This is a genomic window from Candidatus Poriferisodalis sp., assembly GCF_965203655.1.
Lineage (GTDB): Bacteria > Actinomycetota > Acidimicrobiia > Acidimicrobiales > Poriferisodalaceae > Poriferisodalis.
The window spans coordinates 48921-73557 of record NZ_CBDBDD010000009.1; the positions used below are offsets into that span (position 1 = coordinate 48921).

The window sequence follows — 24637 nt, forward strand, 5'->3', positions numbered from 1 at the left end:
CGACTGATGACGGTTCCCAATGTGCTGCTGGTGATGGCCGATCAGCTCGCGCCGCACTTCACCGGCACCTACGGCCACCCGGTCGTCCAGACGCCCGCCATGGATGCGCTGGCTGAGCGGGGCGTGCGCTTTGATGCCGCGTACTGCCCGTCGCCCCTGTGCGCGCCGTCGCGCTACTCGATGATGACCGGCCGCCTCCCCTCCCAGATCGGCGCGTGGGACAACGCCGCCGAGTGGAGCGCGGCGGCGCCCACCATGGCTCACTGGCTGAACCTGGCGGGCTACCGGACCGTGCTGGCGGGCAAGATGCACTTCGTCGGCCCCGACCAGCTCCACGGCTTCGGCCGGCGTCTCACCACCGACATCTACCCGGCGAACTTCGCGTGGACGCCCAACTGGGATGCCGCTGGCGAGCGGATCGGCAAGTGGTACCACAACATGGACAGCCTCTCTGAGGCCGGCCAGGCGCTCGCCACCTACCAGATCGACTACGACGACGAGGTCGGATTCGCCACACGCCGCTGCCTGTACGACCTGGCCCGCGAGCCCGACGACCGCCCGTTCTTCCTGGCAGTGGCGTTCATCCACCCCCACGACCCCTATGTGGCACGGCCCGAATGGTGGAACCTCTACGACCACGACCAGATCGACCTGCCGGGACCGGTGCCCGACCAGTTCGATCCGCACACTGTGCGCATCCGCGCCGGCATCGAGGCCGACACCCGGGGGTGGACCGAGGAGCAGTGCCGCACTGCGCGCCACGCCTACTACGCCAACACGAGCTACTTCGACTGGTGGCTGGGCGAACTGCTGGGCGTGCTGGACGAGACCGGCCGCGCCGACGACACCGTGGTGATCGCCACCAGCGATCACGGCGACATGCTCGGCGACCGGGGATCTTGGTTCAAGATGTCGTTCTTCGAGCGTTCGGCCCGCGTCCCGCTGGTGATGGCCGGGCCCGGTATCGCCCAAGGCACCGTGCCCAACGTGTGCTCCCTGCTGGATCTGGCCCCCACGCTGATGGACATCGCGGGAGGCCCGCAGGCGGAGCTGGGCGCACCGCTCGACGGCCGCAGCCTCTGGCCCGCGGCGACCGGGGGCAGCGATCCGGTCGACGAGACGGTCGGCGAGTACATGGGCGAGCTGACCTCGCATCCCCTGTTCATGATCCGCCGCGGCCGCTACAAGTACATCCACTGCGACACCGACCCGCCGCAGCTGTATGACATCTCGGCCGACCCGGCCGAGCATCAGAATCTTGCCGGAGCGACCGAAGCGGCGGATCTCTCGGCTGGCTTCGCCGCGGAGGTCGCTCGACGCTGGGACTCTGCGGCGATCCGCGAGCAGGTGGTGGCCTCCCAGCGGGCCCGCCGGGTCGTACACGCTGCTGCCGGCGAGGGCTGGGACTACCTGCCGCCGCGGGATCCCGCCAACGAGTACATCCGCGACCACATGGACTGGGCCGAGGCCGGTCCGAAGCTGCGCTACCCCGCCAGATAGACGGCGATCGTCTCAGCGCGGCGCAGTTCGCAACGCGGCCGAAACATCTCGGCAACAGCGCCGACCCGCGCTGTGCATCGAGCGGTCATGTCGGGGTGACCCTCGCGCAACACGCCATTTCTAGGTTCGGCACATCAGCCATACATCGGGAGCCGAGTCCTAGGAGATTGGCCATGAAACGCAAGCTATTCGTCGTTGTCGCGGGCGCCCTCGGCGGCCTGTTCCTGTTCGCCGGTCCAGCCGGCGCACAGGACGACACCATCACAGCCGAGGTCGTCAAGGCTGTCATGGACAACCTGTGGGTGTTCATCGCCGGCGTGCTCGTCTTCCTGATGCAGGCCGGCTTCGCCATGCTCGAGTCGGGCCTGACCCGCTCGAAGAACGTGGCCAACATCATGGCCAAGAACCTCGCCGACGCCTCCATCGGGATCCTGGCGTTCTTCCTGGTCGGCTACGGCTTGGCCTACGGGGGCGACGGCAACAGTGCGTTCGGCTGGGGCTCGTTCGCCCTGTCGGGTGTCGATCTGTTCAACATTTCCGAAGGCCTGTCGGGTTCTACCGACTTCTTCTTCCAGGCCGTCTTCGCCGCCACGGCGGTCACGATCGCCTCGGGCGCCATGGCCGAGCGCACCAAGTTCAGCACCTACCTGATCTTCAGCCTCGTGACTACGGCCATCATCTACCCGATCGTGGTTCATTGGACCTGGGGCGGCGGCCTCATCGCCAACATCTCGATCGGCGATGCCGTGTACAGCGACTTCGCTGGCTCCACCATCGTCCACAGCGTGGGCGGCTGGATCGCTCTCGTCGGCGCCTGGATGCTCGGCCCCCGCATCGGCAAGTACGCAGCCGACGGGACATCCCGCACCATTCCCGGCCATAACGTGACGCTCGCCATCCTGGGCGTGTTCATCCTGTGGTTCGGCTGGTTCGGCTTCAACCCCGGCTCGGAGCTGGCAGCAAGCGCAAACGTGATGTTTGTGGCGCTCAACACGGTGCTGGCCGCATGCGCCGGCACCATCGGCGCCACGGCGCTGAACTGGCTGCGCACCGGCCGGCCCGATGTGCCGATGGCTGGCAACGGCGCGCTGGCGGGCCTGGTCGGCATCACCGCCGGCTGCGGCACGATGGAGCCTTGGGGCGCCATCGTCACCGGGTTCATCGCCGGGCTCATCGTGGTGGGCGTCGTCGGCTTCGTGGATCGCAAGATGAAGATCGACGATCCGGTCGGCGCCTTCGCCGTGCACGGCGCCGCGGGCATGTGGGGCACGCTCGCCATCGGCCTGTTCGCCCGCTACGACGATGCGTTCCTGGGCCGCGAGAACGCCGGCCTGTTCTACGGGGGCGGCATCGAGCAGCTCGTCGTGCAGTTCCTGCTGGTGGTGATCGTGGCCGCGTGGGTGATCGCGACCGCCGCGATCCTGTTCGGGGTGCTGAAGGCCACGATCGGGCTGCGAGTGTCGGCAGAGGAGGAGATGGTGGGCCTCGACGTGTCCGAACACGGGGGGCCTGGCTTGGCGCTCGACGACGTGGTCTCGAGCGGCTGACACTCGGCCATGGGCTGAGTCGTCGGGCGACCGCCTGCTCTGTTGTCAGCGGAAGTCCCCGGGCTGCGGCCCGGGGACTCTCCGCGTCTACGAGAACGCGCTGCGCCCGCTGTGGCGGCGACAGGACCCTCTGCTCCCGCGATCCAGCAGGTGAGAGATCGGAACCGTTCCGCATTTCTTGGCTTGCGTCATCGACAACTTCACGGTGCACCCGCTAGGGACTGGTCGCAACGTCGCAGAGTTTCCTGCCGCCGCCACAGCTCGTTCATCTGTGCGTCTCGGCGCATGCCGTAGCTTCGGCCGTGTGGCTCGGCGCGTCATTGCGAACTTCGCGCGGGGGTTGGCGATGGGGGCCGCCGATGTCGTGCCGGGCGTCTCGGGCGGCACGATCGCCCTGCTGCTGGGGATCTACGACCGGCTGGTGCGCCAGATCGCGCTGCTGAGCAGCGCCGCCGGCCAGCTGCTGCGAGGCCGGCTGCGGCAGGGGCTCGCCACTGCCCGCCGGGCGGAGTGGGCGTTTCTGGCGAGCTTGGTCACCGGCATCGCCATTGCGGTGCTGGGCCTGGTCGAACTGGTGCGATTGGGCATCGACCGCCAGCCGGTCGCACTGTCGGCAGCGTTCTTCGGGCTCGTCGCCACGACCGTGGTCACGACGCGCCGCGAGGTGCGCCAGTGGCGCCCGGGGCTCGCGGCGGTCGCCGTCGCCACGGCCGTCGTCGTGTTTGTCCTGCTCGGCGTGCGGCCGGGCAGCGTCGCCGACCCGGCCGGGGCGGTCCTCATCGGCGCCGGCGCATTGGCGATCTGCGCCATGATCCTGCCCGGCATCTCGGGCGCGTTCATCCTGCTGCTGCTGGGCCTGTACGACCCGATCACCGAGGCGGTGGCCGACCGGGACATCGCCGCCGTCGCGCTGTTCGCGCTGGGCGCCGTGATCGGGCTGGGGCTGTTCTCGCGCCTTCTGCAGCGCCTGCTGGAGCGCCGACGCAACGTCGTCATCGCGGTGCTCATGGGCCTCATGGCCGGTTCGCTGCGTGTGCTGTGGCCCTGGCCGGTGGGCGACCCCGAGGCGGAAGGATTCGGCAATTCCGCACTCGGTGCACCGGTTGCGGACGATGCGGCGGTGGCCATCGTGGCCGCCGGTGCCGCTGCGCTCGTTGCCTGGGCCCTGCACCGGCTGGGCTCACGGAGAGATCCTCTCTAGAGCGAACCCACCACCGCACGCCGAGCCCGTTCCGCTACCGTCCGGCGCGGACCGCTCCGGCGCCGTTGGACGCGGCACACCCCGAGCGGACGCTGCCCAAGTCGGAGGCCCATGGCCAGTTCTCTCGTCATCGTCGAGTCGCCCGCGAAAGCGCGCACCATCTCGCGCTTCCTCGGTGACGACTACGTGGTCGAGTCCTCCGTCGGCCACATCCGGGACCTGCCGCGCAACGCGTCGGAGGTGCCGGCGGCCTTCAAATCCGAGCAGTGGGCGACGCTCGGTGTCAACCCTGACGACGGCTTCAAGCCGCTGTACGTGGTGACCGCCAAGGACCAGGTGCGGCGTCTGAAGTCGCTGCTGCGCAACGCCGACGAGCTGTATCTCGCCACCGACGAGGACCGCGAGGGCGAGGCCATCGCCTGGCACCTGCTCGAGGTGCTCAACCCCCAGATCCCGGTGCGCCGCATGGTCTTCCACGAGATCACCGCGGCAGCGATCCGGGAGGCCATCGACAATCCCCGCGATCTCGACCGGCGCCTCGTCGACGCGCAGGAGGCGCGCCGCATCTTCGACCGGCTGTATGGATACGAGGTCTCGCCGGTGCTGTGGCGCAAGGTGGCGCCGAAGCTGTCGGCGGGACGCGTGCAGAGCGTCGCCAACCGCCTCATCGTCGAGCGCGAGCGCGAGCGGATGGCGTTCCGGGCGGCGGAGTACTGGAGCTTGGTGGCCACGCTCGACGCTGCCGCCGAACCCACCGGAGCGGCCCGGCCGGGGCAGTTCGACGCCTCGCTGGCATCGCTGAACGGTCGTCGCATCGCCACCGGGCGGGACTTCGACCAGCAGGGCGAGCTGCGCACCGACGGGGTCGCCGTGCTCGACGGCAATGCTGCGGCCGCGCTGGCCGATGATCTCGACGGCGGGCAGTTCGCCGTGGTGTCGCGCGAATCCAAGCCCTACCGCCGCCGCCCCCCGGCACCGTTCATCACCTCGACGCTCCAGCAGGCGGCGGGCGCGCGGCTGGGCTTCTCTGCTTCACGGACGATGGCGGCAGCCCAGCGGCTGTACGAGAACGGCCGCATTACCTACATGCGCACCGACAGCACCACGCTGTCCGACCAGGCACTGGGCGCGGCGCGGCGGATCGTGGCCGCACGCTTCGGCGCCGAGAACTTGCCGCCCAAGCCGCGCATCTACACCCGCAAGGTCAAGAACGCGCAAGAGGCGCACGAGGCCGTCCGCCCCGCAGGCGAGAACTGGCCCGAGCCCGGCGGAGTCACCGATCTCGGCGGCGACGCCGCCCGCCTGTACGACCTGATCTGGCAGCGCACGATCGCCAGCCAGATGATCGACGCCACCGGCGAGACCGTCACCATCCGGCTGGCGGGAACGGCGAACTGCGACCTGGCGCCGGAGCTGGCCGGCGGCGCCGGCGCGCCCGGCCCGCACGACGTGGAGCTCTCCGCCGCGGGAACCGTGGTCACCAGTCCCGGGTTCCGGCTGGTGTACGTGCCGGCAGCGGCGGGCACTGACGAGGAGCCCGAGCGCATCCTGCCCGACATCGACGCCGGCGACGAGGCGACCGCGGTGGCTCTCGAGGCGTCCGAGCACAGCACCAGCCCGCCGGCCCGCTTCACCGAAGCGTCGCTGATCCGGCGCCTCGAGGAATTGGGCGTCGGTCGCCCCAGCACCTACGCGAGCATCATCGAGACGATCCAGGCACGCGGGTATGCGTGGAAGAAGGGATCGGCGCTCGTGCCGGCCTTGGTGGCGTTCGCCACGGTCGGGCTCATGGAGCGCCACTTCGACCACCTCGTCGACTACGCGCTCACCGCCCGGATGGAATCCGACCTCGACGAGATCGCGAACGGCGATCGCGACGCCGAGCCGTGGCTCACCGCGTTCTATTTCGGAAACAAAGATGCCTCGACGCCCGAGGCAGCCGGCGGCCTGCGCTACCTCGTCTCGGATGATCGGCTCGCAGACATCGACCCTGCAGAGATCAACAGCATCCCGATCGGCGTCGATGCCGACGGTGAGGCGGTGATGGCCCGGGTGGGGCGCTTCGGCCCGTACCTGCGGCGCGGCGACGCCACCCGCCCGCTGCCCGACGACCTCGCACCCGACGAGCTCACCTTGGACCGGGCGCTCGAGCTGCTGGACGAGCCCACCGAACGGGTGCTGGGCACCGATCCCGGCACCGGCCTCGACGTGATCGTGCGCCCCGGCCGTTTCGGCCCCTACGTCTCGGTCGGCCGGCCCGACGAGACCCCCGAGCGTCCCCGTACCGCCTCGCTGCTCTCTGGCCAGACGCCCGAAACCGTCACGCTGGCAGATGCGCTGCAATTGCTGACGCTGCCGCGCACTGTCGGCGTCGACCCCGCCGACGGCGCGGAGATCACCGTGCAGAACGGGCGCTACGGTCCCTATCTCACCAAGGCGCCTGCGGGCGATGCGAAGGCCGAGAACCGCAGCCTCGAGTCGGAGGACCAGCTCTTCACGCTCACCTTGGACGAGGCGCTGGCGTTGCTCGCTCAGCCCCGACGCCGCCGAGGCCAGCAGGCGGCGAGCGCGGGCCGCGAGATCGGTCAGGACCCCGAGAGCGGCAAGCCGATGGTGCTGCGGGACGGCCGGTTCGGGCCGTACGTGACCGACGGCGAGTACAACGCGTCGCTGCGCCAGGGCGATGATGCCGAGACGCTCACCGCCGAGCGTGCGGCGGAGCTGCTGGCTGAGCGACGGGCCAAAGGCCCTGCGAAGAAGCGTGCAGCCAGGCGCACATCGCCGGCAAAGAAGAAGTCAACTGCCCGCAAGAAACCGGCGGCCCGCAAGCGCGCCGCGAAGAAATCGCCTGCCAAGAAGAAACCGGGATAGCAGGGAGCGTCCGGCTCCTAGCCTGCTGAGTGCCATGGGTTCGGATCGTTCGTCGCAGTCGTGCGGGGGCTCGGAAGCTCCCGACGCCGCAGACGGCGCTGGCGCTGAGGCGGAGGTGCCGCAGCCGGGATTGTTCGCATCCCCGGGTTTCTTGCGCCTGTGGATCGCTCAGGTGGTGAGCTCGTTCGGCGACTGGATCGGGCTGCTGGCGATCCTCGTGGTCGCAAATCGCGTCGGCGGCGATCAGCCCGGCGCAGCCATCACACTCGTCATCACGGCACGGATCCTGCCGGGGTTCTTCCTGGCATCGGCGGGCGGCATCATCGTGGACCGCTTCAACCGCAAACGGCTCTTGGTGGTCTGCGACATCGTGCGGGCCAGCGTGCTGCTGACCATCCCGTTCATCGATTCGGTGTGGGCCCTAGTGCTGGCATCGCTGGCGCTGGAGCTCGCGACGTCGCTGTGGAGCCCGGCCAAGGAGGCCATCGTCCCCAACATCGTGCCGGCGCGGCACCTGACGGCGGCCAACTCGCTCGGCATGGTTGCCGCTTACGGCACCTTCTTCGTAGGAGGGCTGGCATTTGCCGGCATGGCGAAGCTCGGGGCTGCGTTCGGCTGGACCGATGTCGGGCAGGTGGAAATGGCCCTCGTCGTCGACTCGGCGACGTTCTTGGTGGCTGCAGTGCTGATCGCCACGCTGCCCCTGGCGCCGCATGTCACCGCAGCGCATCGCAGGCGCGACACCGGCCGCCGCATCGACTGGAGCCAAGGTTTTCGCGACCTGCGAGAAGGCTGGGACTTCATCTTTCTGAGCCCGCAAGTCAGAGCGGTGCTCGTGGGTTTGAGCACCGGCATGATCGCGGGCGGCATGCTGATCCCGCTCAGCGTGGTGTTCAACGACGAGATTCTCGGCGCGGGAAGCGCCGGTCACAGCACGATCCTCGTCGTCATGGGCGTCGGTGCCGGAGTGGGCGTCAGTCTCGTCACGCTCCTGCAGAGCATCGCCACCCGGCGGAGCGAGCGCACGGGCAGCGAACCGCTGGGTCGAGCACGGCAGTTCGTGACCTCGTTGTTCGTCGCAGGCGCAGCGCTCGGATTCGCCGCGACGATCTCGATCTCGCTCGTTGCGTACGCGGCCGTGCTGATTCTCGGCGTGGCCGCCGGCGCGGTGTACGTGACTGGCGTGACGCTGCTGCACGAGAACGTAGAGGAGGTGCTGCGCGGGCGGATCTTCGCCGCGATGTTCACCCTCGTGCGGTTCTTCGTGCTCGTCGGCATGGCGATGGGCGGCTTCCTGTCCGACGGATTCAACTGGCTGTTCGATGAGCTCTTCGACAACCGCATCGCACTCGGAGACTGGGAGCTGGCGCTGCCCGGTGTGCGCGGGGCGCTGTGGCTCGGCTCGCTGCTGATGCTGCTGGCCGGTGCTCTGGCCGCTCTGTCGCTGCGCAGCAAACGTGGCGCCGGGCGGCGTGCGCCGCAGTCCGCGGGAACGGCCGAGGACACGACATGACTCGGCGCGGCCGCTACATCGCGCTCGAAGGATTCGACGGCAGCGGCAAGTCCACCCAAGCAGCCCTGCTGGCGGCCGCACGAGACGCGGTGCTCACCCGCGAGCCGGGAGGGACGCCGCTGGGGGAGGCCCTGCGCGGTGCGCTGCTGCATGCTGACGCCGAGGCGGCCCCTGCCCCGCGGACTGAGGCGCTGCTGTTCTGCGCCGATCGGGCGCAGCACCTCGCGTCCGTCGTGGCGCCAGCGCTGGAGTCGGGCCGTGACGTGGTCACCGACCGGTCCTACGGGTCGACGCTGGCCTACCAGGGGTACGGACGGGGGTTGCCTCTGGACGAGCTGCGGGAGCTGATCGACTACGCCAGCCGGCGACCCGCCGGTGCGTCCGGCGAGCTGCCCGAGATCATCCTGCCTGACATGGTGGTGCTGCTCGATGTGCCGCTGGCAGATGCCGACCGGCGCGTGCACCGCCTTGACCGCCTCGGCGGCGAGCAGATGACGCTGCTGGAACCAGATCCGGAATCAGACCCAGAATCAGACCCGGCGACCGACCAAGGCGCCGATGAGCCGGCCGGCGACGGCCCGGACCGCCTGGAGGGCGAGGAGCTGGAGTTCGCGTTGCGCGTGTGGCGCAGCTATCGCGAGCTGTGCGACGCCGAAGGTGATCGCTGGGTACGTGTGGACGCCACGGGCAGCGTGGACGATGTGGCGGCACGGGTGGCCGAGGCGGTCTCGACGCATCCCGCGATGGCGGGCTAGGCCGCCGCAATGGCCACGACGCCCGACGACAACGACGTAGACGCAACCGCCGACCGCGGCGCCGAACCGGCGGAGCTCTCGCTGTTCGACTTCGGCGACGAGCCAGCGTCGACTCCGCCTGAGTCCGCGCTACCACCTGAGCCGCTCGAGCCACCCCCGCCTGCGCCTGCGCCCGCGCAGCGTGCCGCAGAAGCTGCCCCGGCCGGGGAGGCAGTGCCGTCCGACGAAGCTGCCGCGGCTGCCGACGCGGCACCAGGCGACGTGGAGGCGCCGGCTGAAGCGGCCACGCTGGCGTCCGTTGCGCCGCCGCCCCTGCCCCCGGCTCCGCCAGTCGACGAGCCGCCGGTGGGCAACCTGCTGGACGGCATCGTCGGGCAGCCGGCCGCAGTCGACCGCCTGCGGGCGGCGCTCGACTCGCCGCTGCCCGCGTACCTGTTCGTGGGCCCCGCGGGCGCCGGCCTGCGTACCGCCGCATGCCGGTTCGCAGGCGAACTGCTGGCGGCCCGCAGCGCCACGCCCGAGCGGGAGCGCCGTCTCGCGCTCGCCAACCAGCACCCCGACCTGCTGGTGTTCGACCGCGTCGGTGCGGCCATGACTGCAGAACAGGCCCGTGAGGCGGTCCGTGCCGCGGCTGCCGCGCCTGTCGAAGGGGACCAGAAGGTCATCGTTCTCAGCGATGTCGACCGCGCCGGGCTGCAGGCACCCATCCTGCTGAAGTCCGTGGAGGAGCCGCCGCCGTCATGCGTGTTCGTGCTGCTTGCCGAGGAGGTCAACCGGGCGATGGAGACGCTGGCGTCCCGCTGTGTCCGCATCGACTTCGAGGCGATGAGCGAGGCGGACCTCAGCGCCCTGCTGCGCGACGACGGCATCGCAGACGAGCGAGCCTCCTTTGCCGCTGCGGCAGCCGGCGGCTCGATCGAGCGCGCCCGCCTGCTCGTCTCCGACGACGCTGCTGCGACACGCATCGAAACGTGGCGAGGCTTGCGCCGATCGCTGAATGGCACCGCGTCGAGTGCCATGGCGGCCACCGACGCCGCGCTTGCAGCCGCCGAAGACGCAGCGGCACCCCTCGAAGCCCGTCACGACGCCGAACGAGCCGAAGCCGATGAGCGTGCGGAGCTGTACGGCACCAACACCGGCCGCAGCTCGCTCGACGAGCGCCACCGCCGCGAGCTGCGGCGAGTGCGCACCGACGAGCTGGCCATGGGTTTCGCCGTGATGTCGGCACAGGTCCGCGACGAAGCCCGCACCGGTGCACTGCCGGCCGGAGCTGCAGCGAACGAGCTGGGAGCCATCGCAGATGCCGCAGAAGCCCTGCGCTTCAACGCCAACCAGCGCCTCGCGCTGAGCGGCCTGTTCATCGGCCTCGGCCGTTCCCGGCTCTAGAACTCCACCGGCGAGCTAGCCGACGAGCCCGAGGTGGGGATTGAACCCACGACCTGCTCTTTACGAGAGAGCCGCTCTGCCACTGAGCTACTCGGGCCGGAACCGGCGGCTCACGGTAGCAGTGCGTGCCTGCCGTCCACGAGGGGGTTCGCGAGCCGGTGACCACTAATATCTGCCGCATGGAGCTTCTGGGTGCGCAGGTCTGGCACTACTGGTTGGCGGTGCCGCTGACCGTGGCGACGGTCGCGACCGTCGTGAAGCTGGTGGCGGGGTACGTGCAGAAGGTGGTCTCGCCCCGGTACCCCAAGCGCTGAGCACCCAGGTGAGCGACCCGGCCGACGAACACGTCGACTGGGATCTGGCGCGCCGGATCGCCGTCAAGGTCGCCGGCACCGAGCCGCTGTACCGGTCGTACCTCGCCGAGCCGCTGCGCGCTGACTTCGCCCGGTTCGTGCCGGTCGCCGCCGAGCTGGTGGCGATCGAGACCGGCCTGGAGACCCCGGGCGAGGCCCACGCCGAGGTCATCGACCGGGCGGGCTGGATCGACGCCAACATCGCCGCCTTCCGGCGGTTGCTGCAGCCCGTGCTGGGCGCACCCGGCACCGACGGCGAGCCTGCGGAGAGCTCCACCGTGACGCGCACGCTGGGCGCTGTCGAGCTGGGCGGGGTGCTGGGCTGGATGTCCAAGCGGGTGCTGGGCCAGTACGACCTGCTGTGGGCCTCCGACGACGACACGGCTCCCGGTGCCGCCATCGCCAACGGGGCCCGTGGCGAAGCCGGCGAGACCGCCGGCGACACCGTCTACTTCGTGGGGCCGAACATCCTGGTCACCGAGAAGCGCTACGCGTTCGTCCCCGCCCAGTTCCGCCTGTGGCTGGCGCTGCACGAGCTGACGCACCGCTCGCAGTTCACCGGCGTGCCGTGGCTGCGACCGCACTTCTTGAAGCTGGTGAACGGCCTCGTCGACGAGGCGCAGCCTGATCCCGAGCGGCTGCGCGAAGGCCTGCGCACGCTGGTGTCGGGACGCCGCAAAGGGCAGGACCTGCTCGGCGACGGGGGCCTCGCAGCAGTGTTCGCATCCGAGCAGCAGCGCGATCTCATCGCGCAGGTCGGCGGCATGATGAGCCTTGTCGAAGGCCACGGCGACGTGACCATGGCGAGGGCAGCCCGCGGCCACATCCCCGACGCGGAGCGATTCGCACTGGTCATGTCGCACCGGCGCCGCAACGCCCGTGGCATGAACCGGCTGCTCCAGCGTTTGCTCGGCATCGAGGCCAAGCTGGCGCAGTACCAGGCCGGCGAGGAGTTCATCGCCGAGATCGAGGCCGAGCGCGGCCCGCGAGCGGTGGACCGCATCTGGGAACGCGCCGAGCACCTGCCGTCCATGACCGAGATCCGCAATCCCGCAGCGTGGCTGGAGCGTGTCGCCGCCGCCTGAAGTTCCCGGCGGTGCCCCACGAGCTGAGGTGCCGGGGTTCGCAGTCGAACTCGATGCGCTGCTCGAGCGATGCACCTTCGGCGATGTCTCCGGGCGCGAGCTGGTCTGCGGGCTGTCGGGCGGTCCCGACTCGGCCGCCTTGGTGGTGCTGGCCTGCCGGTTCGCGCAGCGCAGTGGCACCCAGGTCGCCGCAGTCCATGTCGATCACGGCCTGCGCGACACCGGCGGCGCGGAGGCTTCCCACGTCGAAGCGCTCTGCAGCCGGCTCGAGGTGCCGCTGCGGGTCGTGCACCTGCAGGTCGCACCGGGCGCCAACCTGCAGGCGCGGGCCCGCGAGGCCCGCCATGACGCTCTCGGCCCCGGCGCGCTGCTGGGCCACACTGCCGACGATCAGGCCGAGACCGTGCTGCTGCACCTGCTGCGGGGCGGCGCGCTCGACGCGCTCGCGGCCATGCGCGCCGACCGTCGGCCGCTGCTCAACCTGCGACGGGCGGACACCGAACGGGTCTGCGAGCTGGTCGGCTACGAGCCCCTGCGCGATCCATCCAACGTCGACGCACGGTTCTGGCGCAGCCGCGTCCGCCACGAGGCGATCCCGTTGCTGTGCGACATCGCCGGCCGCGATGTCGTGCCGCTGCTGGCACGTGCCGCCGCAACCGCCGCCCCCGAAGCCGACCTGCTCGACGAGCTCGCGGCCGGCATCGATCCCACCAGCGCCGCCGAGCTGCGAGCGGCACCGCCGGCGCTGGCACGACGGGCAGTCCGCGCATGGCTGCGCACCTCCCATCCGCCCGATGCCGCCACGGTCGAACGGGTGCTGGAGGTTGCCCGTCACACGCACCGGGCCACCGAGGTGGGCGGCGGCCGCCGTGTGATCCGGTCTGCTGATCGACTCCGGCTCGAAGGCTGACGCGTCCGCTAGGTTCGGCCCACGTGGCAGGGGTACCGGCATCAGGGGCATCGGCTTCGCCGGATCCCCTCAGCGACCTCGACTCGATGCTGGCCGGCGATCCCAACGTCGGCGAGGTGCTGGTCTCGGGCCCCGAGATCGCCCAGCGGGTCACCGAGCTCGGCGCGCAGATCACCGCTGACTATGCGGGGCGCGAACCGTTGCTGGTGGCGGTGCTCAAGGGGGCCGTGATGTTCGCCTCCGACCTCAGCCGCGCCATCGACCTGCCGGTCGAGATGGACTTCATGGCGGTGTCGTCCTACGGCAGCAGCACGCGGTCCAGCGGCGTGGTGCGGATCCTCAAGGACCTCGACATCGACATCGCCGGGCGCGACGTGATCCTGGTGGAGGACATCGTGGAGAGCGGGCTGACGCTGTCGTACCTGCGCCGCAGCCTGCTGGCCCGCGGCCCGGCATCGCTGGCGGTGTGCTCGCTGCTGACCCGTGAGCACAACGGCAGCCTGAACGGGCTCGTCGACTACATCGGGTTCCGCCTGCCGCCCGTGTGGGTGATCGGATACGGGCTGGATCTGGCCCAGAAGTACCGCAATCTGGCCGAGATACGCGCCTACGACTCTTCTGCCGGCGACGAGTCCTGAAATACGCCCGGCAGCGCCGTGCACAGCCGGATCGGCACCGGTAAATTCGGCGGCGGACACGCTCTGAGACACTGCGAGCGTCGGTGACGCTCCGAGGCACTGCGAGCGTCGGTGACGCTCCGAGAAACGACGCACTATGAGAGGGAAGTGGGCGGAAGGCATTCAGCCCCGCAACTTCAACTGGGTCGTTGCCGAGCGCCTCGCAGTGTGCGAGCGTCCGGGTGGCTATGGCGCCAGCCACCGGCGCGTCCGGCGGCAGGAGGAGATCATCTGGCTGCGTCGCAACGGCTTCGACATCGTCGTGTCGCTCATCTCGGCGCCGCACAATCTTCACAACTACGACGAGCTGGATCTGCCGTACTTGCACCGTCCATGGCCCATGTTCGACGACCTCGGCGAGTACCTGCAGGGGGTCCACGACGACCTCGAACAGCTGGCCGCCGAGCGCAAGCGGGTCATCCTGCACAAGGAGCGGGTGGGCGAGGACGTCTGCGGGTTCGTGGCCTCGTACCTGCTGCTGTCGGGCAAGGTGCCCACAGGCCCCCAAGCGACAGCCATCACCGAGCGGATCTTCTCCCAGCGAGTCGGGCCGGAGGGCCGCCGTGTTGTCGATGTGGCGCTCGGCATCCTCGGCGCCGGCGGAGCGACAGCCTGAGCCCCGCTGTGGAAACGTCGCCGGGAACCGGATCCGACCGCATTGACGATCGCATTGAACTGCGCGACCTGCGGGTGGTGTGCATCATCGGGGTGATCCCTCACGAGCGCGCTGCGGCGCAGCCGATCAGCATCGATCTCGATATCTATGCGGACCTGCGACGTGCCGGCGCATCGGACGACGTTTCCGACACGGTCGACTACGGCGAGGTGTGCGAACGCGTCGAGGCGCTGTGCGCCGATGCGGAGCCGCTCCTGCTGGAGCGGATGGCCGAGCTGATCGCGGCGGACTTGTGCAGCGTGGAGCCCGTGACGGCGGTGACGGTCACGGTGACCAAGCTGCGACCGCCGGTGGCGGTCGACCTGGGCACCAGCGCAGTGCGCATCACCCGCACCGCGGGCTGAGACGGTGATCCGCACCGGCACCCGGGCGTTCGTGGGCATGGGCGCCAACCTCGGCAACCCGGCAGCACAACTTGCAGACGCACTCGAAGCGCTGGGTGACGCGGGCGTGCTGGCAGCCTGTTCGGGCGTCTACCGCAGCGCGCCCATCGGTCCCCAACAGCCGCCGTTCCTGAACCTCGTGGCCGAGCTCTCGGTGACCGAGGGCCCCTACGAGCTGCTGGCGCGCTGCCAAGCGCTCGAGGCGGTCGCGCACCGGGTGCGGCGGGAGCGATGGGGGCCGCGCACGCTCGACGTCGACGTGCTGCTCTACGGCGAGGAGGTGCTACGCGACCCCGAGCTCGTCATCCCTCACCCGCGGATGCGCGAGCGCCGGTTCGTGCTCGATCCGCTGGCCGAGCTGGCGCCTGAACTCGTCACGGTCGGCGATCTGACGGCAGTCGCCGATCAGGAGTGCGAGCGCATCGCGGCAGCGGACCGCCTGCGCGACCTGGCCGCAACCTCGCCGGATACGTAACCCCCGGGCGCCTGTCGGTACCGTGAGCGTGCGATGACCCAGTCGACGCCAGTGGGCGAGCCCGACGGCGGCGCTGCGGCGGCCCACCAGCATTCCGACGAAGCAGGGCCGCCGTACCGCTACGAGCGTGACGCCGTCGCGGCCGAACTGCACGAGCGGTGGTCCGATCTCGAGCCCGGCACCGAGACGGAGACCCGGGTCACGATCGCCGGCCGTCTCATGCTGCGGCGCATCCAGGGCAAGCTGGCCTTCGGAACGCTCGACGACGGCACCGGGCGCATCCAGCTCTTTGCGCCCGCTGCGCACACGCCCGACCATGCCGCGTTCTGCGACCTGAACCTGGGCGACTGGATCGGCGTCAGCGGGATCGTGATGACCACCCGCCGGGGCGAGCTGAGCGTCCGGGTCGAGCAGTGGGATGTGCTGGCACGGGCTCGCCGGCCGTTCCCCGACAAGTGGCACGGCATGACCGATCCCGACACCCGCTTCCGCCAGCGCTATGTGGACTTGTGGGTGTCGCCGGCTGTGCGGCGCACGTTCGCGCTGCGCAGCCAGATGATGTCCGAGACCCGCCGCTTCCTCGAAGACCAGGGCTACATCGAAGTCGAGACGCCGATATTCCACCCCATCCCCGGCGGCGCGCTGGCCCGCCCGTTCACCACGCACCACAACGCGCTCGACGCCGACCTGTACCTGAGGATCGCGCCCGAGCTGTACCTCAAGCGTCTCATCGTGGGCGGCCTGGACCGGGTGTTCGAGATCGGCCGGGTCTTCCGCAACGAAGGCCTGTCCACGCGCCACAACCCCGAGTTCACGATGCTGGAGCTGTATGCGGCCTATGCCGACTACGGCGACATGATGGAGCTGACGTCGTCGCTGGTGGAGCACCTGGCGGTGACACTCACCGGCTCGGCGGTGCTCAGCGTGGGAGACCGCCAGATCGACGTCACCAGGCCGTGGCGGCAGGCCACGATGGCCGAGCTGGCCAGCGAAGCGGTCGGCCGCCCCATCAGCGTGCACACGCCGCCGGGCGAGCTGGCTGCGCTGGCCGAGGCGCACGACGTGGCGGTGCCTGACGGCGCGCGCACCAGCTCAGCCAGGCTGCTCACCGAGCTGTACGAGAAGCTGGCCGAACCCACGCTGACCGGACCGATCTTCGTCACCGAGCACCCGGCGGAAACGTCGCCTCTGGCCCGGCGCCACCGAGGCGATCCGCTGCTGGCCGAGCGTTTCGAAGCCGTCGTGGCCGGCCGCGAGCTGGCCAACGCCTTCAGCGAGCTGATCGACCCCGACGACCAGCGCCAGCGCTTCGAGGCCCAGGCCGCCGCGCGGGCCGAAGGCGACGACGAGGCCATGGCCGTCGACGAGGACTACCTGCGCGCCCTGGAATACGGACTGCCGCCCACCGGCGGGCTCGGCATCGGCATGGACCGGCTGGCCATGCTGCTCGCCGGGGTGGAGGCCATCCGCGAGGTCGTGCTGTTCCCGACGCTGCGCCCCGAGCAGGACTGAACCGCAGCGCCTGATCAGTCCCCCGGCGCCGCCGGCGCGTCGGCGCGCAGGATGAACAGCCCTTCGGCCTTGACGCACATCCCATCGGGACCGTGCACCTCGGCGCGCTGGACGATCTTTCGGCCCGACGTGTGATCGACCCACGCCCGCAAGTGCAGCGGCACGCCCAGCGGGGTGCCGGCGTGATAGTGGACAGTCAGCCGGCCGGTGTAGGCCTGACGGCCCCGCATGCGGTTGAGCGCGCCCATCAGCTCGTCGATGATCAGCGCCACCACGCCGCCGTGGGTGCGCTCGGGCGGTCCCGCGAACATGGGATCCACGACGGCCTCGCCCCGCACGGCCCCGTCGGACTCCTTGAAGTACTTGACGTTCACCGATGCCGGATGCAGCACCCCGCCGCCGATCGAGAACGGGTCGAACTCGATCTCGTCGCCGGGCTCCAGCGGCAGCGGGAAGTAGCGGTTCTCGTAGATCTCCCGCAGGTACGGCCGCGAGAGCATGTCGTCGAGCTTCACCCGCAGCGTGCCCTGTTCCAGCCGCTCGGCGGTGGCTTCGACCGTTGCGGTGATCTCGTCGAGCACGTCGTCGTCGACCCGCCGGTTCGCCAGCGCTTGGTTCAGCCGGCGCATTGCGGCGGCGGCCCGCTCGGTGGCAGCCCAGTCGCGTGGAGCCTCGTCGGCAGTCACGGCCCGTGACGCTAGCTGCGAAGCCACATACGCTCCGAGTATGCGGCGCACCATCTTTGACGAAGAGCACGAGATGTTCCGCGAGACGGCCAAAGCCTTCGTGGAGCGCGAGATCGTCCCCAACCACGAGAAATGGGAGGCGGACGGCAAGATCGACAAGGCCATGTTCCGCAAGGCGGGAGACGTGGGCCTGCTGGCGACCGCCGTCGACGAGCGGTACGGCGGCGGCGGGGTTGCGGACTTCCGCTACAACGCCATCGTCAACGAGGAAGTCCACGCGTCGGGCGCGGCCAGCTCGGGGCAGTGCATGACGCTGCACAACGACATCTGCCTGCCCTACTTCATGAACCTCTGCAGCGACGAGCAGGCCGAGCGCTGGATGGGTGGCCTCGCCAGCGGCGAGCTGATGAGCGCCATCGCCATGACCGAGCCGGGGACCGGCTCGGATCTGGCCTCGATCACCACCACGGCGGTGCGCTCGGGCGACGGGTACGTGGTGAACGGCGCCAAGACGTTCATCACCAACGGCATCAACTCCGACCTGGTGATCGTGGCCGCCAAGACCGACCCCACCGAGAAGCACCGGGGCATGTCGCTGATCGTGCTGGAGGAGGGCATGGAGGGCTTCGAGCGGGGCCGCAATCTGGACAAGCTGGGCTTGAAGTCCCAGGACACGGCCGAGCTGTTCTTCGACGACGTGTTCGTGCCCGAGGAGAACCTGCTCGGCGGCGAGGGCAACGGGTTCCTGCACCTCGTGCGAAACCTGCCCCAAGAACGCCTGTCGATCGCGGTGGGCGGCGTGGCGCACGCGCAGGCTGCGTTCGACTGGACGGTGGACTATGTCGGCGAGCGCACGGCGTTCGGCCAGACCATCGCCTCGTTCCAGAACACCCGCTTCGAGCTGGCGGAGATGAAGACCGAGCTGGACATCGCCTGGGTGTTCGTGGACCGGCAGATCGAGGCGCTCAACGCCGGCGAGCTGACCGCCACCGATGCCGCCGAGGCCAAGTGGTGGGTGACCGAGATGCAGCTGCGGCTCATCACCCGCTGCCTGCAGCTGTTCGGCGGCTACGGCTACATGAGCGAGTTCCCGATCTCCAAGGCGTACGCGGACGCTCGGATCCAGACCATCTACGGCGGCACGACCGAGATCATGAAGGAGATCATCGGCCGCGAAGTCGCCGGCACCCGGTAGGCAGTGGACCGTGAGAACCATCAACTCAGTAGCGATCATCGGCGCGGGCACGATGGGTGCCGGCATCGCCGCAGCGTCCGCGGCGGCGGGGTGCCGGGTGCTCGTGCTCGACACTGACCCCGAAGCAGCGCAGCGCGCGCTGGACGGCATCGACGACGAATGCCGGGACCTTGTCAGCATCGGCACGGTCGCCGACCGGCTCGACGACATCGCCGGCTACGACTGGGTGTGCGAAGCGGTCATCGAGGATCTGGCCGCCAAGCGCGAACTGTTCGAGCGGCTCGAAGCTGCGCGCAGCGACAGCTCGGTCATCTCGTCGAACACGTCGGGCATCCCGTTGCGCCAGATCTCCGACGGCATGAGCGAGCGCTTCCGCCGTGACGTGGCGATTACCCACTTCTTCAACCCCGTGCGGGTGATGAAGCTGTTCGAGCTGGTGCCAGGCGAAGACACCGAACCCGAGGTGATCGACGCCTTCGCACGCTTCGGCGCCGAGCGGCTCGGCAAGGGCGTGGTGCACGCCAAGGACACGGTCAACTTCATCGGCAACCGCATCGGCTGCTTCTTCATGCTGTCCGGCCTGCACCTGGCCAAGCCGTTCCTGGCCGACGGCATGACCCAGGAGACCGTCGATGCGGTGCTCGGCGCGCCGGTCGGGCTGCCGCCGACGGGTCTGTACGGGTTGATCGACCTGATCGGCCTTGACGTCATGGAGCTGGTGGGCGCCAACCTGGCCCAGAACCTGCCGCCTGGCGACCGGGGGCTCGACTTCACTGCGTTTCCTGCCGCGGAACAGGCGATGGCCGACCGTGGTCAGCTCGGTCGCAAGACCGGCGGCGGCTTCGCCAGGCGCACCAAGCTGCCCGACGGGTCACGCAAGGCCGAGACCTTCGACCTCATCACGGCCGAGTGGCGTGATGCCGTCGCACCCGACCTCGGCGGCGTCCCTGGCGACTTGGGCGAGGTGATGTTCGCCGAGGGGCCCCAGGGAGAGCTGGCGAGGCACATCTTCGGCGGCACGCTGGCCTACGCGGCCGGCCTCGTGCCCGAGATCGCAGACGACATCGCGAATGTCGACAACGCCATCCGCTGGGGCTTCAACTGGGTGCACGGCCCCTTCGAGATGCTGGACCATCTCGGGCCCGGACGGGTGATCGAGTTCCTGCGCAGTGTCGGTGCACCGCTGCCGGTCATGCTGGCCACGCTCGAAGCATCCGGCCAGCCGACGTTCTACAGCGAGACCGCTGACGGCACCCGCACCCAGCTCATGCCCGACGGCACCCAAGCACCAGTCGATAGCTGACCCGCCAACGGCCCGCGATCAGCGGGCAGGGCGGACGATGGCGTCGGTCATGCGAACCGCCTGCATCATCTCCGCGGCGTCGTGCACCCTCACGACGTCAATGCCGGCACAGATGGCGGCAACGATGGTCGACGCTGTCCCGAAGAGACGATCGCCGGGCTTGGTGTCGGTGACCGCGCCGATCGTGGACTTGCGCGACGTGCCGATGAGCACTGGCAGCTCCAGCGACCAGAACTCGGGCAGGCGGCGCATCATCTCGAGGTTCTGCGACACGCCGAAGCCGAAGCCGAAGCCCGGATCGACGACGATCCGATCGGTGCCGATACCGGCGTCCGCACAGATCTGCAGGCTGGCTTCCAGCCCGGCGATCACGTCGGCGACGAGATCGGTGTGGGGCCGGCCGCGCTGGTTGTGCATGATGACGGCGGCCGCGCCGCGTTCGGCCACCAGCGGCGCCATGTCGGGATCGAGGCGGAAACCGGTGATGTCGTTCACCACCGACGCGCCGGCATCCAAGGCGGGAGCCGCCACGTCGGCCCACGTGGTGTCGACCGAGATCGGCAGCTCGGCCCCGATGCGGTCCAACTCGGCCCGGACGGCGCCGATGACCCCCACGGCGCGGCGCCGCTCCTCCTCCAGCGGAGTGGGCTCGGCGCCAGGCCGGCTGGACGCGCCGCCCACGTCGATGATGTCGACGCCGGCAGCCACCAGCTCCCGTGTCAAGGCCAGCGCCTCGTCGAGCCGATCGGCGACGCCGTCGCCTGAGAACGAGTCGTCGGTGGCGTTGATGATGCCCATCACGAACGTGCGGGTGCCCCACTCCCAGCACAGCCCCCGACCCGGGTCCCACACCGGGTGGCGGTAGCAGCGGCGCACCGGCCAGGGGGGACCCATACCGGGCACGCTCAGGATCGGCCCGCGGCGCCCGCACGCGAGGCGATCGGCGGCAGCGTCCCGAGCAGATTCGACGCAGCGGCCCGCAAGCCGATCACCGCCGGCGTCGCATCGAGCGGGGCCAGAGCGTCGAGCGCGTCCAACACGTAGCCCTGCGCGGTGTCAACCGAAGTGGCGATCTCGGGGCTGTCCACCACGATCGCTCGGGCTCGATCTCTCCGCTCGTCGTCCAGCGGCTCTCCCAGCAGCTCCGCCAACATCTCACGGGAAGGATGGCTGTCCGCCAGCATCCGGATGACCGGCAGGGTGTACACGCCCTCGCGCAGGTCGTTGCCCGAGGGCTTGCCGAGTTCCTCGTCGGTGGCCACCAGGTCGAGCACGTCATCGACGATCTGGAAGGCCACGCCGTACGCAAGGCCGAAGCTGGTGAGGCGCTCCAGCGACCGGGAGTCGACGCCCGAGACCAGCCCGCCGATGCGGCACGAGGTGGCGTATAACTCCGCAGTCTTGCCCTGGATGGCCAGCAGGTACTGCTCCTCGGTGCGGCTGCGGTCATAGATCAACTGCAGCTCACGCACCTGTCCCTCGCACAGCCGCCCGATGGTGGCGGCCAGCAGGGCCGCGACCTCGGTGCCCAGCGACGCTGCGAGCTCGGACGCTTTGGCCAGCAGGAAGTCGCCGGCCAGGATCGCTTTGAGGTTCCCCCAGCGGTGGTTGACGGCCTCGATGCCGCGGCGTGTCTCGGCGTCGTCCATGACGTCGTCGTGATACAGCGAGCCCAAGTGCACCAGCTCCACGGCCACGCCGCCGCGCACCATCTCGTCGGTGACTGCTGCGGGCGCGGCGCCGTCGGGATCGAGCGCCAGCGCCGAAGCGATGACGAACGCCGGACGCAGGCGCTTGCCGCCCGCTGGGATCAAGTGCGAGGTCACCTCGGTGAGGAACTCGTCGCCGGTGACCGCAGCGGCCCGCAATGCCGCTTCGACGCGGGCCAGGTCGTCGTCGGGACGGGATCGGGTTTGCAGGGGCGAAAGCAGCGCCACGGCGCAACCGTAAACGACGGCGGCGCTGTTGCCGCACTCGTGCCGCGCAGCCTCCGCCGGGCGCGGGCAGCCTCCAAAATGCGACGGAGCGATCCGGCAGGGCATCGTTACACTGCGCTCAGGAGACCCGAAGCTCCCGTGTGCAAGGCTCACGCCAGGAGGCCCAGTGTTTGAACGCTTCACCGATCGGGCCCGCCGAGTGGTGGTGTTGGCGCAAGAAGAAGCGCGCCTGCTCAATCACAACTACATCGGCACCGAGCACATCCTGCTGGGGCTGATCCACGAAGGCGAAGGCGTCGCGGCCCAGGCGCTCGAGTCGCTGGGCATCTCGCTCGAAGCTGTGCGCAGCCAAGTCGAGGAGATCATCGGGCAGGGCAGCTCGTCGCCGAGCGGCCATATTCCCTTCACGCCGCGCGCCAAGAAGGTGCTCGAGCTGTCGCTGCGGGAGGCACTGCAGCTCGGCCACAACTACATCGGCACCGAGCACGTCCTGCTCGGACTGATACGCGAGGGCGAAGGCGTCGCCGCGCAGGTGCTGGTCAAGCTGGGTGCCGATCTCTCCAAGGTTCGCCAGGAAGTTATCCAGCAGCTCTCCGGCTACAGCGGCTCAGGCAGCGGGCGCGAGACTGTCGGCGCTTCCTCAGGCCAATCCAGCGAGCAGAGCGCACAGAGCGGCTCGCTGGTGCTCGACCAGTTCGGGCGCAACCTGACCGCCGATGCCCGGGCCAAGAAGCTCGACCCCGTGATCGGGCGGCTGCGCGAGACCGAACGCGTCATGCAGGTGCTCTCGCGCCGCACCAAGAACAACCCGGTGCTCGTCGGCGAGCCCGGTGTGGGCAAGACCGCCATCGTGGAAGGCCTGGCCCAGAAGATCGTCAACAACGACGTTCCCGAGCTGCTGCGCGACAAGCAGCTCTACACGCTCGATCTCGGCGCGCTGGTGGCCGGTTCCCGCTACCGGGGCGATTTCGAGGAGCGCCTGAAGAAGGTCCTCAAGGAGATCCGCACCCGCGGCGACATCATCCTGTTCATCGACGAGCTGCACACCCTGGTCGGCGCCGGCGCCGCGGAAGGCGCGATCGACGCCGCGTCGATCCTCAAGCCGATGCTGGCGCGCGGCGAGCTGCAGACCATCGGCGCCACCACGCTCGAGGAGTACCGCAAGTACCTCGAGAAGGACGCCGCGCTGGAGCGCCGCTTCCAGCCGATCACCGTGGACGAGCCCACGCTCAGCCACACCATCGAGATTCTCAAGGGGCTGCGCGACCGCTACGAGCAGCACCACCGGGTCACCATCACCGACCAGGCGCTCGTGGCCGCGGCCAATCTCGCCGACCGCTACATCGCCGACCGTCACCTGCCCGACAAGGCCATCGACCTCATCGACGAGGCCGGCTCGCGCCTGCGCATCAAGCGCATGTCGACCCCGCCCGACTTCAAGGAGATCGAGACCAAGCTGGCCGATGTCACCGAGCGCAAGAAGCAGGCGGTCGAATCACAGGACTTCGAGACCGCCGGCGAGCTGCGCGACGAAGAGAAGGACCTGCTCGAGCGGCGCACCGAGGTGATGGCTCAGGCCAAGGCCGAGGGTCACGACCTGTTCGACGAGGTCGACGAGGAAGGCATCGCCGAGGTGCTGTCGATCTGGACCGGCATCCCGGTGTACAAGCTCACCGAGGAGGAGACCCAGAAGCTCCTCAAGATGGAAGACGAGCTGCACAAGCGGGTCATCGGCCAGCACGACGCCATCAAGGCGGTCAGCCAGGCCATCCGCCGCACCCGCGCCGGCCTGAAGGATCCCAAGCGTCCCGGCGGCTCGTTCATCTTCCTGGGCCCCTCCGGTGTGGGCAAGACCGAGCTGGCCAAGACGCTGGCCGAGTTCCTGTTCGGCGACGAAGGCTCGCTGATCAGCCTGGACATGTCCGAGTACATGGACAAGTTCACGGTGAGCCGGCTCGTGGGCGCGCCCCCCGGCTACGTGGGCTACGACGAGGGCGGCCAGCTCACCGAGGCAGTGCGACGCAAGCCGTTCTCGGTGGTGCTGTTCGACGAGATCGAGAAAGCCCACCCGGACGTCTTCAACACGCTGCTGCAGATCCTCGAAGAGGGACGGCTGACCGACGCGCAGGGCCGCTCGGTCGACTTCCGCAACGCCGTGCTCATCATGACCTCCAACCTGGGCACTGCCGACCTGCGCAAGGCGCGGGTGGGCTTCGCGACCAACGACGAGAGCGCCAGCTACGAGCGGATGAAGGAGAAGGTCAACGATGCGCTCAAGGCGCAATTCCGGCCCGAGTTCCTGAACCGCATCGACGACACGATCGTGTTCCACGAGCTGAGCGTCGAGGAAGTGGTGCAGATCGTCGACCTGATGATCAAGCGCACCTCGGACCAGCTTCGGGCGCAGGGTCTGGGCTTGGAGCTGACCGACGCTGCCAAGGAATGGCTGGCCCGCACCGGGTACGACCCCCAGCTCGGCGCCCGGCCGCTGCGCCGTGCGCTGCAGCATCACGTCGAGGACGCGCTGAGCGAGCGGATCCTCTACAAGGAATTCCACGCCGGCGAGATCATCGTGGTGGATGTGGAGGACGACGAGATCGTGTTCCGTGCCATCGAGGGCTTCGACCCCGGGCCGATCGAGCTCGAAGAGGCCGCGACGGCCGAGTAGCCGT

Annotated in this window: 21 protein-coding genes and 1 tRNA gene; 18 read left to right on the plus strand and 4 right to left on the minus strand. The window is 69.5% G+C overall.

What is annotated here, in order from left to right:
* Nucleotides 1-6: 6 nt before the first annotated feature.
* From betC to ACOGW9_RS11610, 7 genes are all read left to right on the plus strand, one after another.
* Nucleotides 7-1500 carry a choline-sulfatase gene (betC, locus tag ACOGW9_RS11580; protein WP_419911374.1) on the plus strand — a complete coding sequence of 498 codons (1494 nt, stop codon included), beginning with the start codon at nucleotides 7-9 and terminating at the stop codon, nucleotides 1498-1500.
* 173 nt (nucleotides 1501-1673) lie between these two features.
* Complete coding sequence (locus tag ACOGW9_RS11585; protein WP_419911376.1) at nucleotides 1674-3047, plus strand: ammonium transporter; 1374 nt, start codon at nucleotides 1674-1676, stop codon at nucleotides 3045-3047.
* A 304-nt stretch (nucleotides 3048-3351) separates the two neighbouring features.
* The gene (locus tag ACOGW9_RS11590; protein WP_419911378.1) at nucleotides 3352-4248 is read left to right on the plus strand and encodes a DUF368 domain-containing protein; all 897 of its coding nucleotides are present in this window, start codon (nucleotides 3352-3354) and stop codon (nucleotides 4246-4248) included.
* Between the two features lie 111 nt (nucleotides 4249-4359).
* Nucleotides 4360-7119 carry a type I DNA topoisomerase gene (gene topA, locus ACOGW9_RS11595; RefSeq protein WP_419911380.1) on the plus strand — a complete coding sequence of 920 codons (2760 nt, stop codon included), beginning with the start codon at nucleotides 4360-4362 and terminating at the stop codon, nucleotides 7117-7119.
* 34 nt (nucleotides 7120-7153) lie between these two features.
* Nucleotides 7154-8632 (plus strand): MFS transporter, encoded by a 1479-nt coding sequence (locus ACOGW9_RS11600; protein ID WP_419911382.1) that lies wholly within the window; start codon nucleotides 7154-7156, stop codon nucleotides 8630-8632.
* The gene (gene tmk / locus ACOGW9_RS11605) at nucleotides 8629-9387 is read left to right on the plus strand and encodes a dTMP kinase (protein ID WP_419911384.1); all 759 of its coding nucleotides are present in this window, start codon (nucleotides 8629-8631) and stop codon (nucleotides 9385-9387) included. The genes ACOGW9_RS11600 and tmk overlap by 4 nt, the downstream gene beginning before the upstream one ends.
* Nucleotides 9388-9396: 9 nt before the next feature.
* Nucleotides 9397-10773 carry a hypothetical protein gene (locus ACOGW9_RS11610; RefSeq protein ID WP_419911386.1) on the plus strand — a complete coding sequence of 459 codons (1377 nt, stop codon included), beginning with the start codon at nucleotides 9397-9399 and terminating at the stop codon, nucleotides 10771-10773.
* A 25-nt stretch (nucleotides 10774-10798) separates the two neighbouring features.
* On the opposite strand, the gene ACOGW9_RS11615 is transcribed toward ACOGW9_RS11610, so the two are convergent.
* Nucleotides 10799-10870, minus strand: a tRNA-Thr gene (locus ACOGW9_RS11615).
* An 82-nt stretch (nucleotides 10871-10952) separates the two neighbouring features.
* Here ACOGW9_RS11615 and ACOGW9_RS11620 point away from each other — a divergent pair.
* From ACOGW9_RS11620 to lysS, 8 genes are all read left to right on the plus strand, one after another.
* Entirely contained in the window at nucleotides 10953-11087 is a 135-nt protein-coding gene (locus ACOGW9_RS11620) for a hypothetical protein (RefSeq protein ID WP_419911388.1), read from the plus strand.
* 8 nt (nucleotides 11088-11095) lie between these two features.
* Nucleotides 11096-12211, plus strand: a complete 1116-nt coding sequence (locus tag ACOGW9_RS11625) for a zinc-dependent metalloprotease (RefSeq protein WP_419911390.1) — start codon at nucleotides 11096-11098, stop codon at nucleotides 12209-12211.
* Nucleotides 12212-12239: 28 nt separating this feature from the next.
* Nucleotides 12240-13121: a tRNA lysidine(34) synthetase TilS gene (gene tilS / locus ACOGW9_RS11630; protein ID WP_419911392.1), complete on the plus strand. Its 882-nt coding sequence runs from the start codon at nucleotides 12240-12242 to the stop codon at nucleotides 13119-13121.
* 86 nt (nucleotides 13122-13207) lie between these two features.
* Nucleotides 13208-13759: a hypoxanthine phosphoribosyltransferase gene (gene hpt, locus ACOGW9_RS11635; RefSeq protein ID WP_419913063.1), complete on the plus strand. Its 552-nt coding sequence runs from the start codon at nucleotides 13208-13210 to the stop codon at nucleotides 13757-13759.
* 136 nt (nucleotides 13760-13895) lie between these two features.
* Complete coding sequence (locus ACOGW9_RS11640) at nucleotides 13896-14414, plus strand: hypothetical protein (protein ID WP_419911394.1); 519 nt, start codon at nucleotides 13896-13898, stop codon at nucleotides 14412-14414.
* A gap of 8 nt (nucleotides 14415-14422) precedes the next feature.
* Entirely contained in the window at nucleotides 14423-14818 is a 396-nt protein-coding gene (folB, locus tag ACOGW9_RS11645; RefSeq protein WP_419911396.1) for a dihydroneopterin aldolase, read from the plus strand.
* Between the two features lie 4 nt (nucleotides 14819-14822).
* Nucleotides 14823-15332, plus strand: a complete 510-nt coding sequence (gene folK / locus ACOGW9_RS11650) for a 2-amino-4-hydroxy-6-hydroxymethyldihydropteridine diphosphokinase (RefSeq protein ID WP_419911398.1) — start codon at nucleotides 14823-14825, stop codon at nucleotides 15330-15332.
* A gap of 33 nt (nucleotides 15333-15365) precedes the next feature.
* The gene (gene lysS / locus ACOGW9_RS11655) at nucleotides 15366-16844 is read left to right on the plus strand and encodes a lysine--tRNA ligase (protein ID WP_419911400.1); all 1479 of its coding nucleotides are present in this window, start codon (nucleotides 15366-15368) and stop codon (nucleotides 16842-16844) included.
* Between the two features lie 14 nt (nucleotides 16845-16858).
* Here the strand turns inward: lysS and ACOGW9_RS11660 are convergent, their stop codons facing one another.
* Nucleotides 16859-17530: a PaaI family thioesterase gene (locus ACOGW9_RS11660; protein ID WP_419911402.1), complete on the minus strand. Its 672-nt coding sequence runs from the start codon at nucleotides 17528-17530 to the stop codon at nucleotides 16859-16861.
* A 40-nt stretch (nucleotides 17531-17570) separates the two neighbouring features.
* Between ACOGW9_RS11660 and ACOGW9_RS11665 the strand changes: the two genes are divergently transcribed.
* Together ACOGW9_RS11665 and ACOGW9_RS11670 are read left to right on the plus strand one after the other, a co-directional pair.
* Nucleotides 17571-18725 (plus strand): acyl-CoA dehydrogenase family protein, encoded by a 1155-nt coding sequence (locus tag ACOGW9_RS11665; protein WP_419911404.1) that lies wholly within the window; start codon nucleotides 17571-17573, stop codon nucleotides 18723-18725.
* Nucleotides 18726-18735: 10 nt separating this feature from the next.
* Nucleotides 18736-20028 (plus strand): 3-hydroxyacyl-CoA dehydrogenase family protein, encoded by a 1293-nt coding sequence (locus tag ACOGW9_RS11670; protein ID WP_419911406.1) that lies wholly within the window; start codon nucleotides 18736-18738, stop codon nucleotides 20026-20028.
* An 18-nt stretch (nucleotides 20029-20046) separates the two neighbouring features.
* Here the strand turns inward: ACOGW9_RS11670 and folP are convergent, their stop codons facing one another.
* Both folP and ACOGW9_RS11680 read right to left on the minus strand, forming a co-directional pair.
* Nucleotides 20047-20922, minus strand: a complete 876-nt coding sequence (gene folP, locus ACOGW9_RS11675; RefSeq protein ID WP_419911408.1) for a dihydropteroate synthase — start codon at nucleotides 20920-20922, stop codon at nucleotides 20047-20049.
* Between the two features lie 11 nt (nucleotides 20923-20933).
* Nucleotides 20934-21965, minus strand: a complete 1032-nt coding sequence (locus ACOGW9_RS11680; RefSeq protein ID WP_419911410.1) for a polyprenyl synthetase family protein — start codon at nucleotides 21963-21965, stop codon at nucleotides 20934-20936.
* Between the two features lie 166 nt (nucleotides 21966-22131).
* Here ACOGW9_RS11680 and ACOGW9_RS11685 point away from each other — a divergent pair, with 166 nt between their 5' ends.
* Nucleotides 22132-24633, plus strand: a complete 2502-nt coding sequence (locus ACOGW9_RS11685) for an ATP-dependent Clp protease ATP-binding subunit (protein ID WP_419911412.1) — start codon at nucleotides 22132-22134, stop codon at nucleotides 24631-24633.
* Nucleotides 24634-24637: the final 4 nt, after the last annotated feature.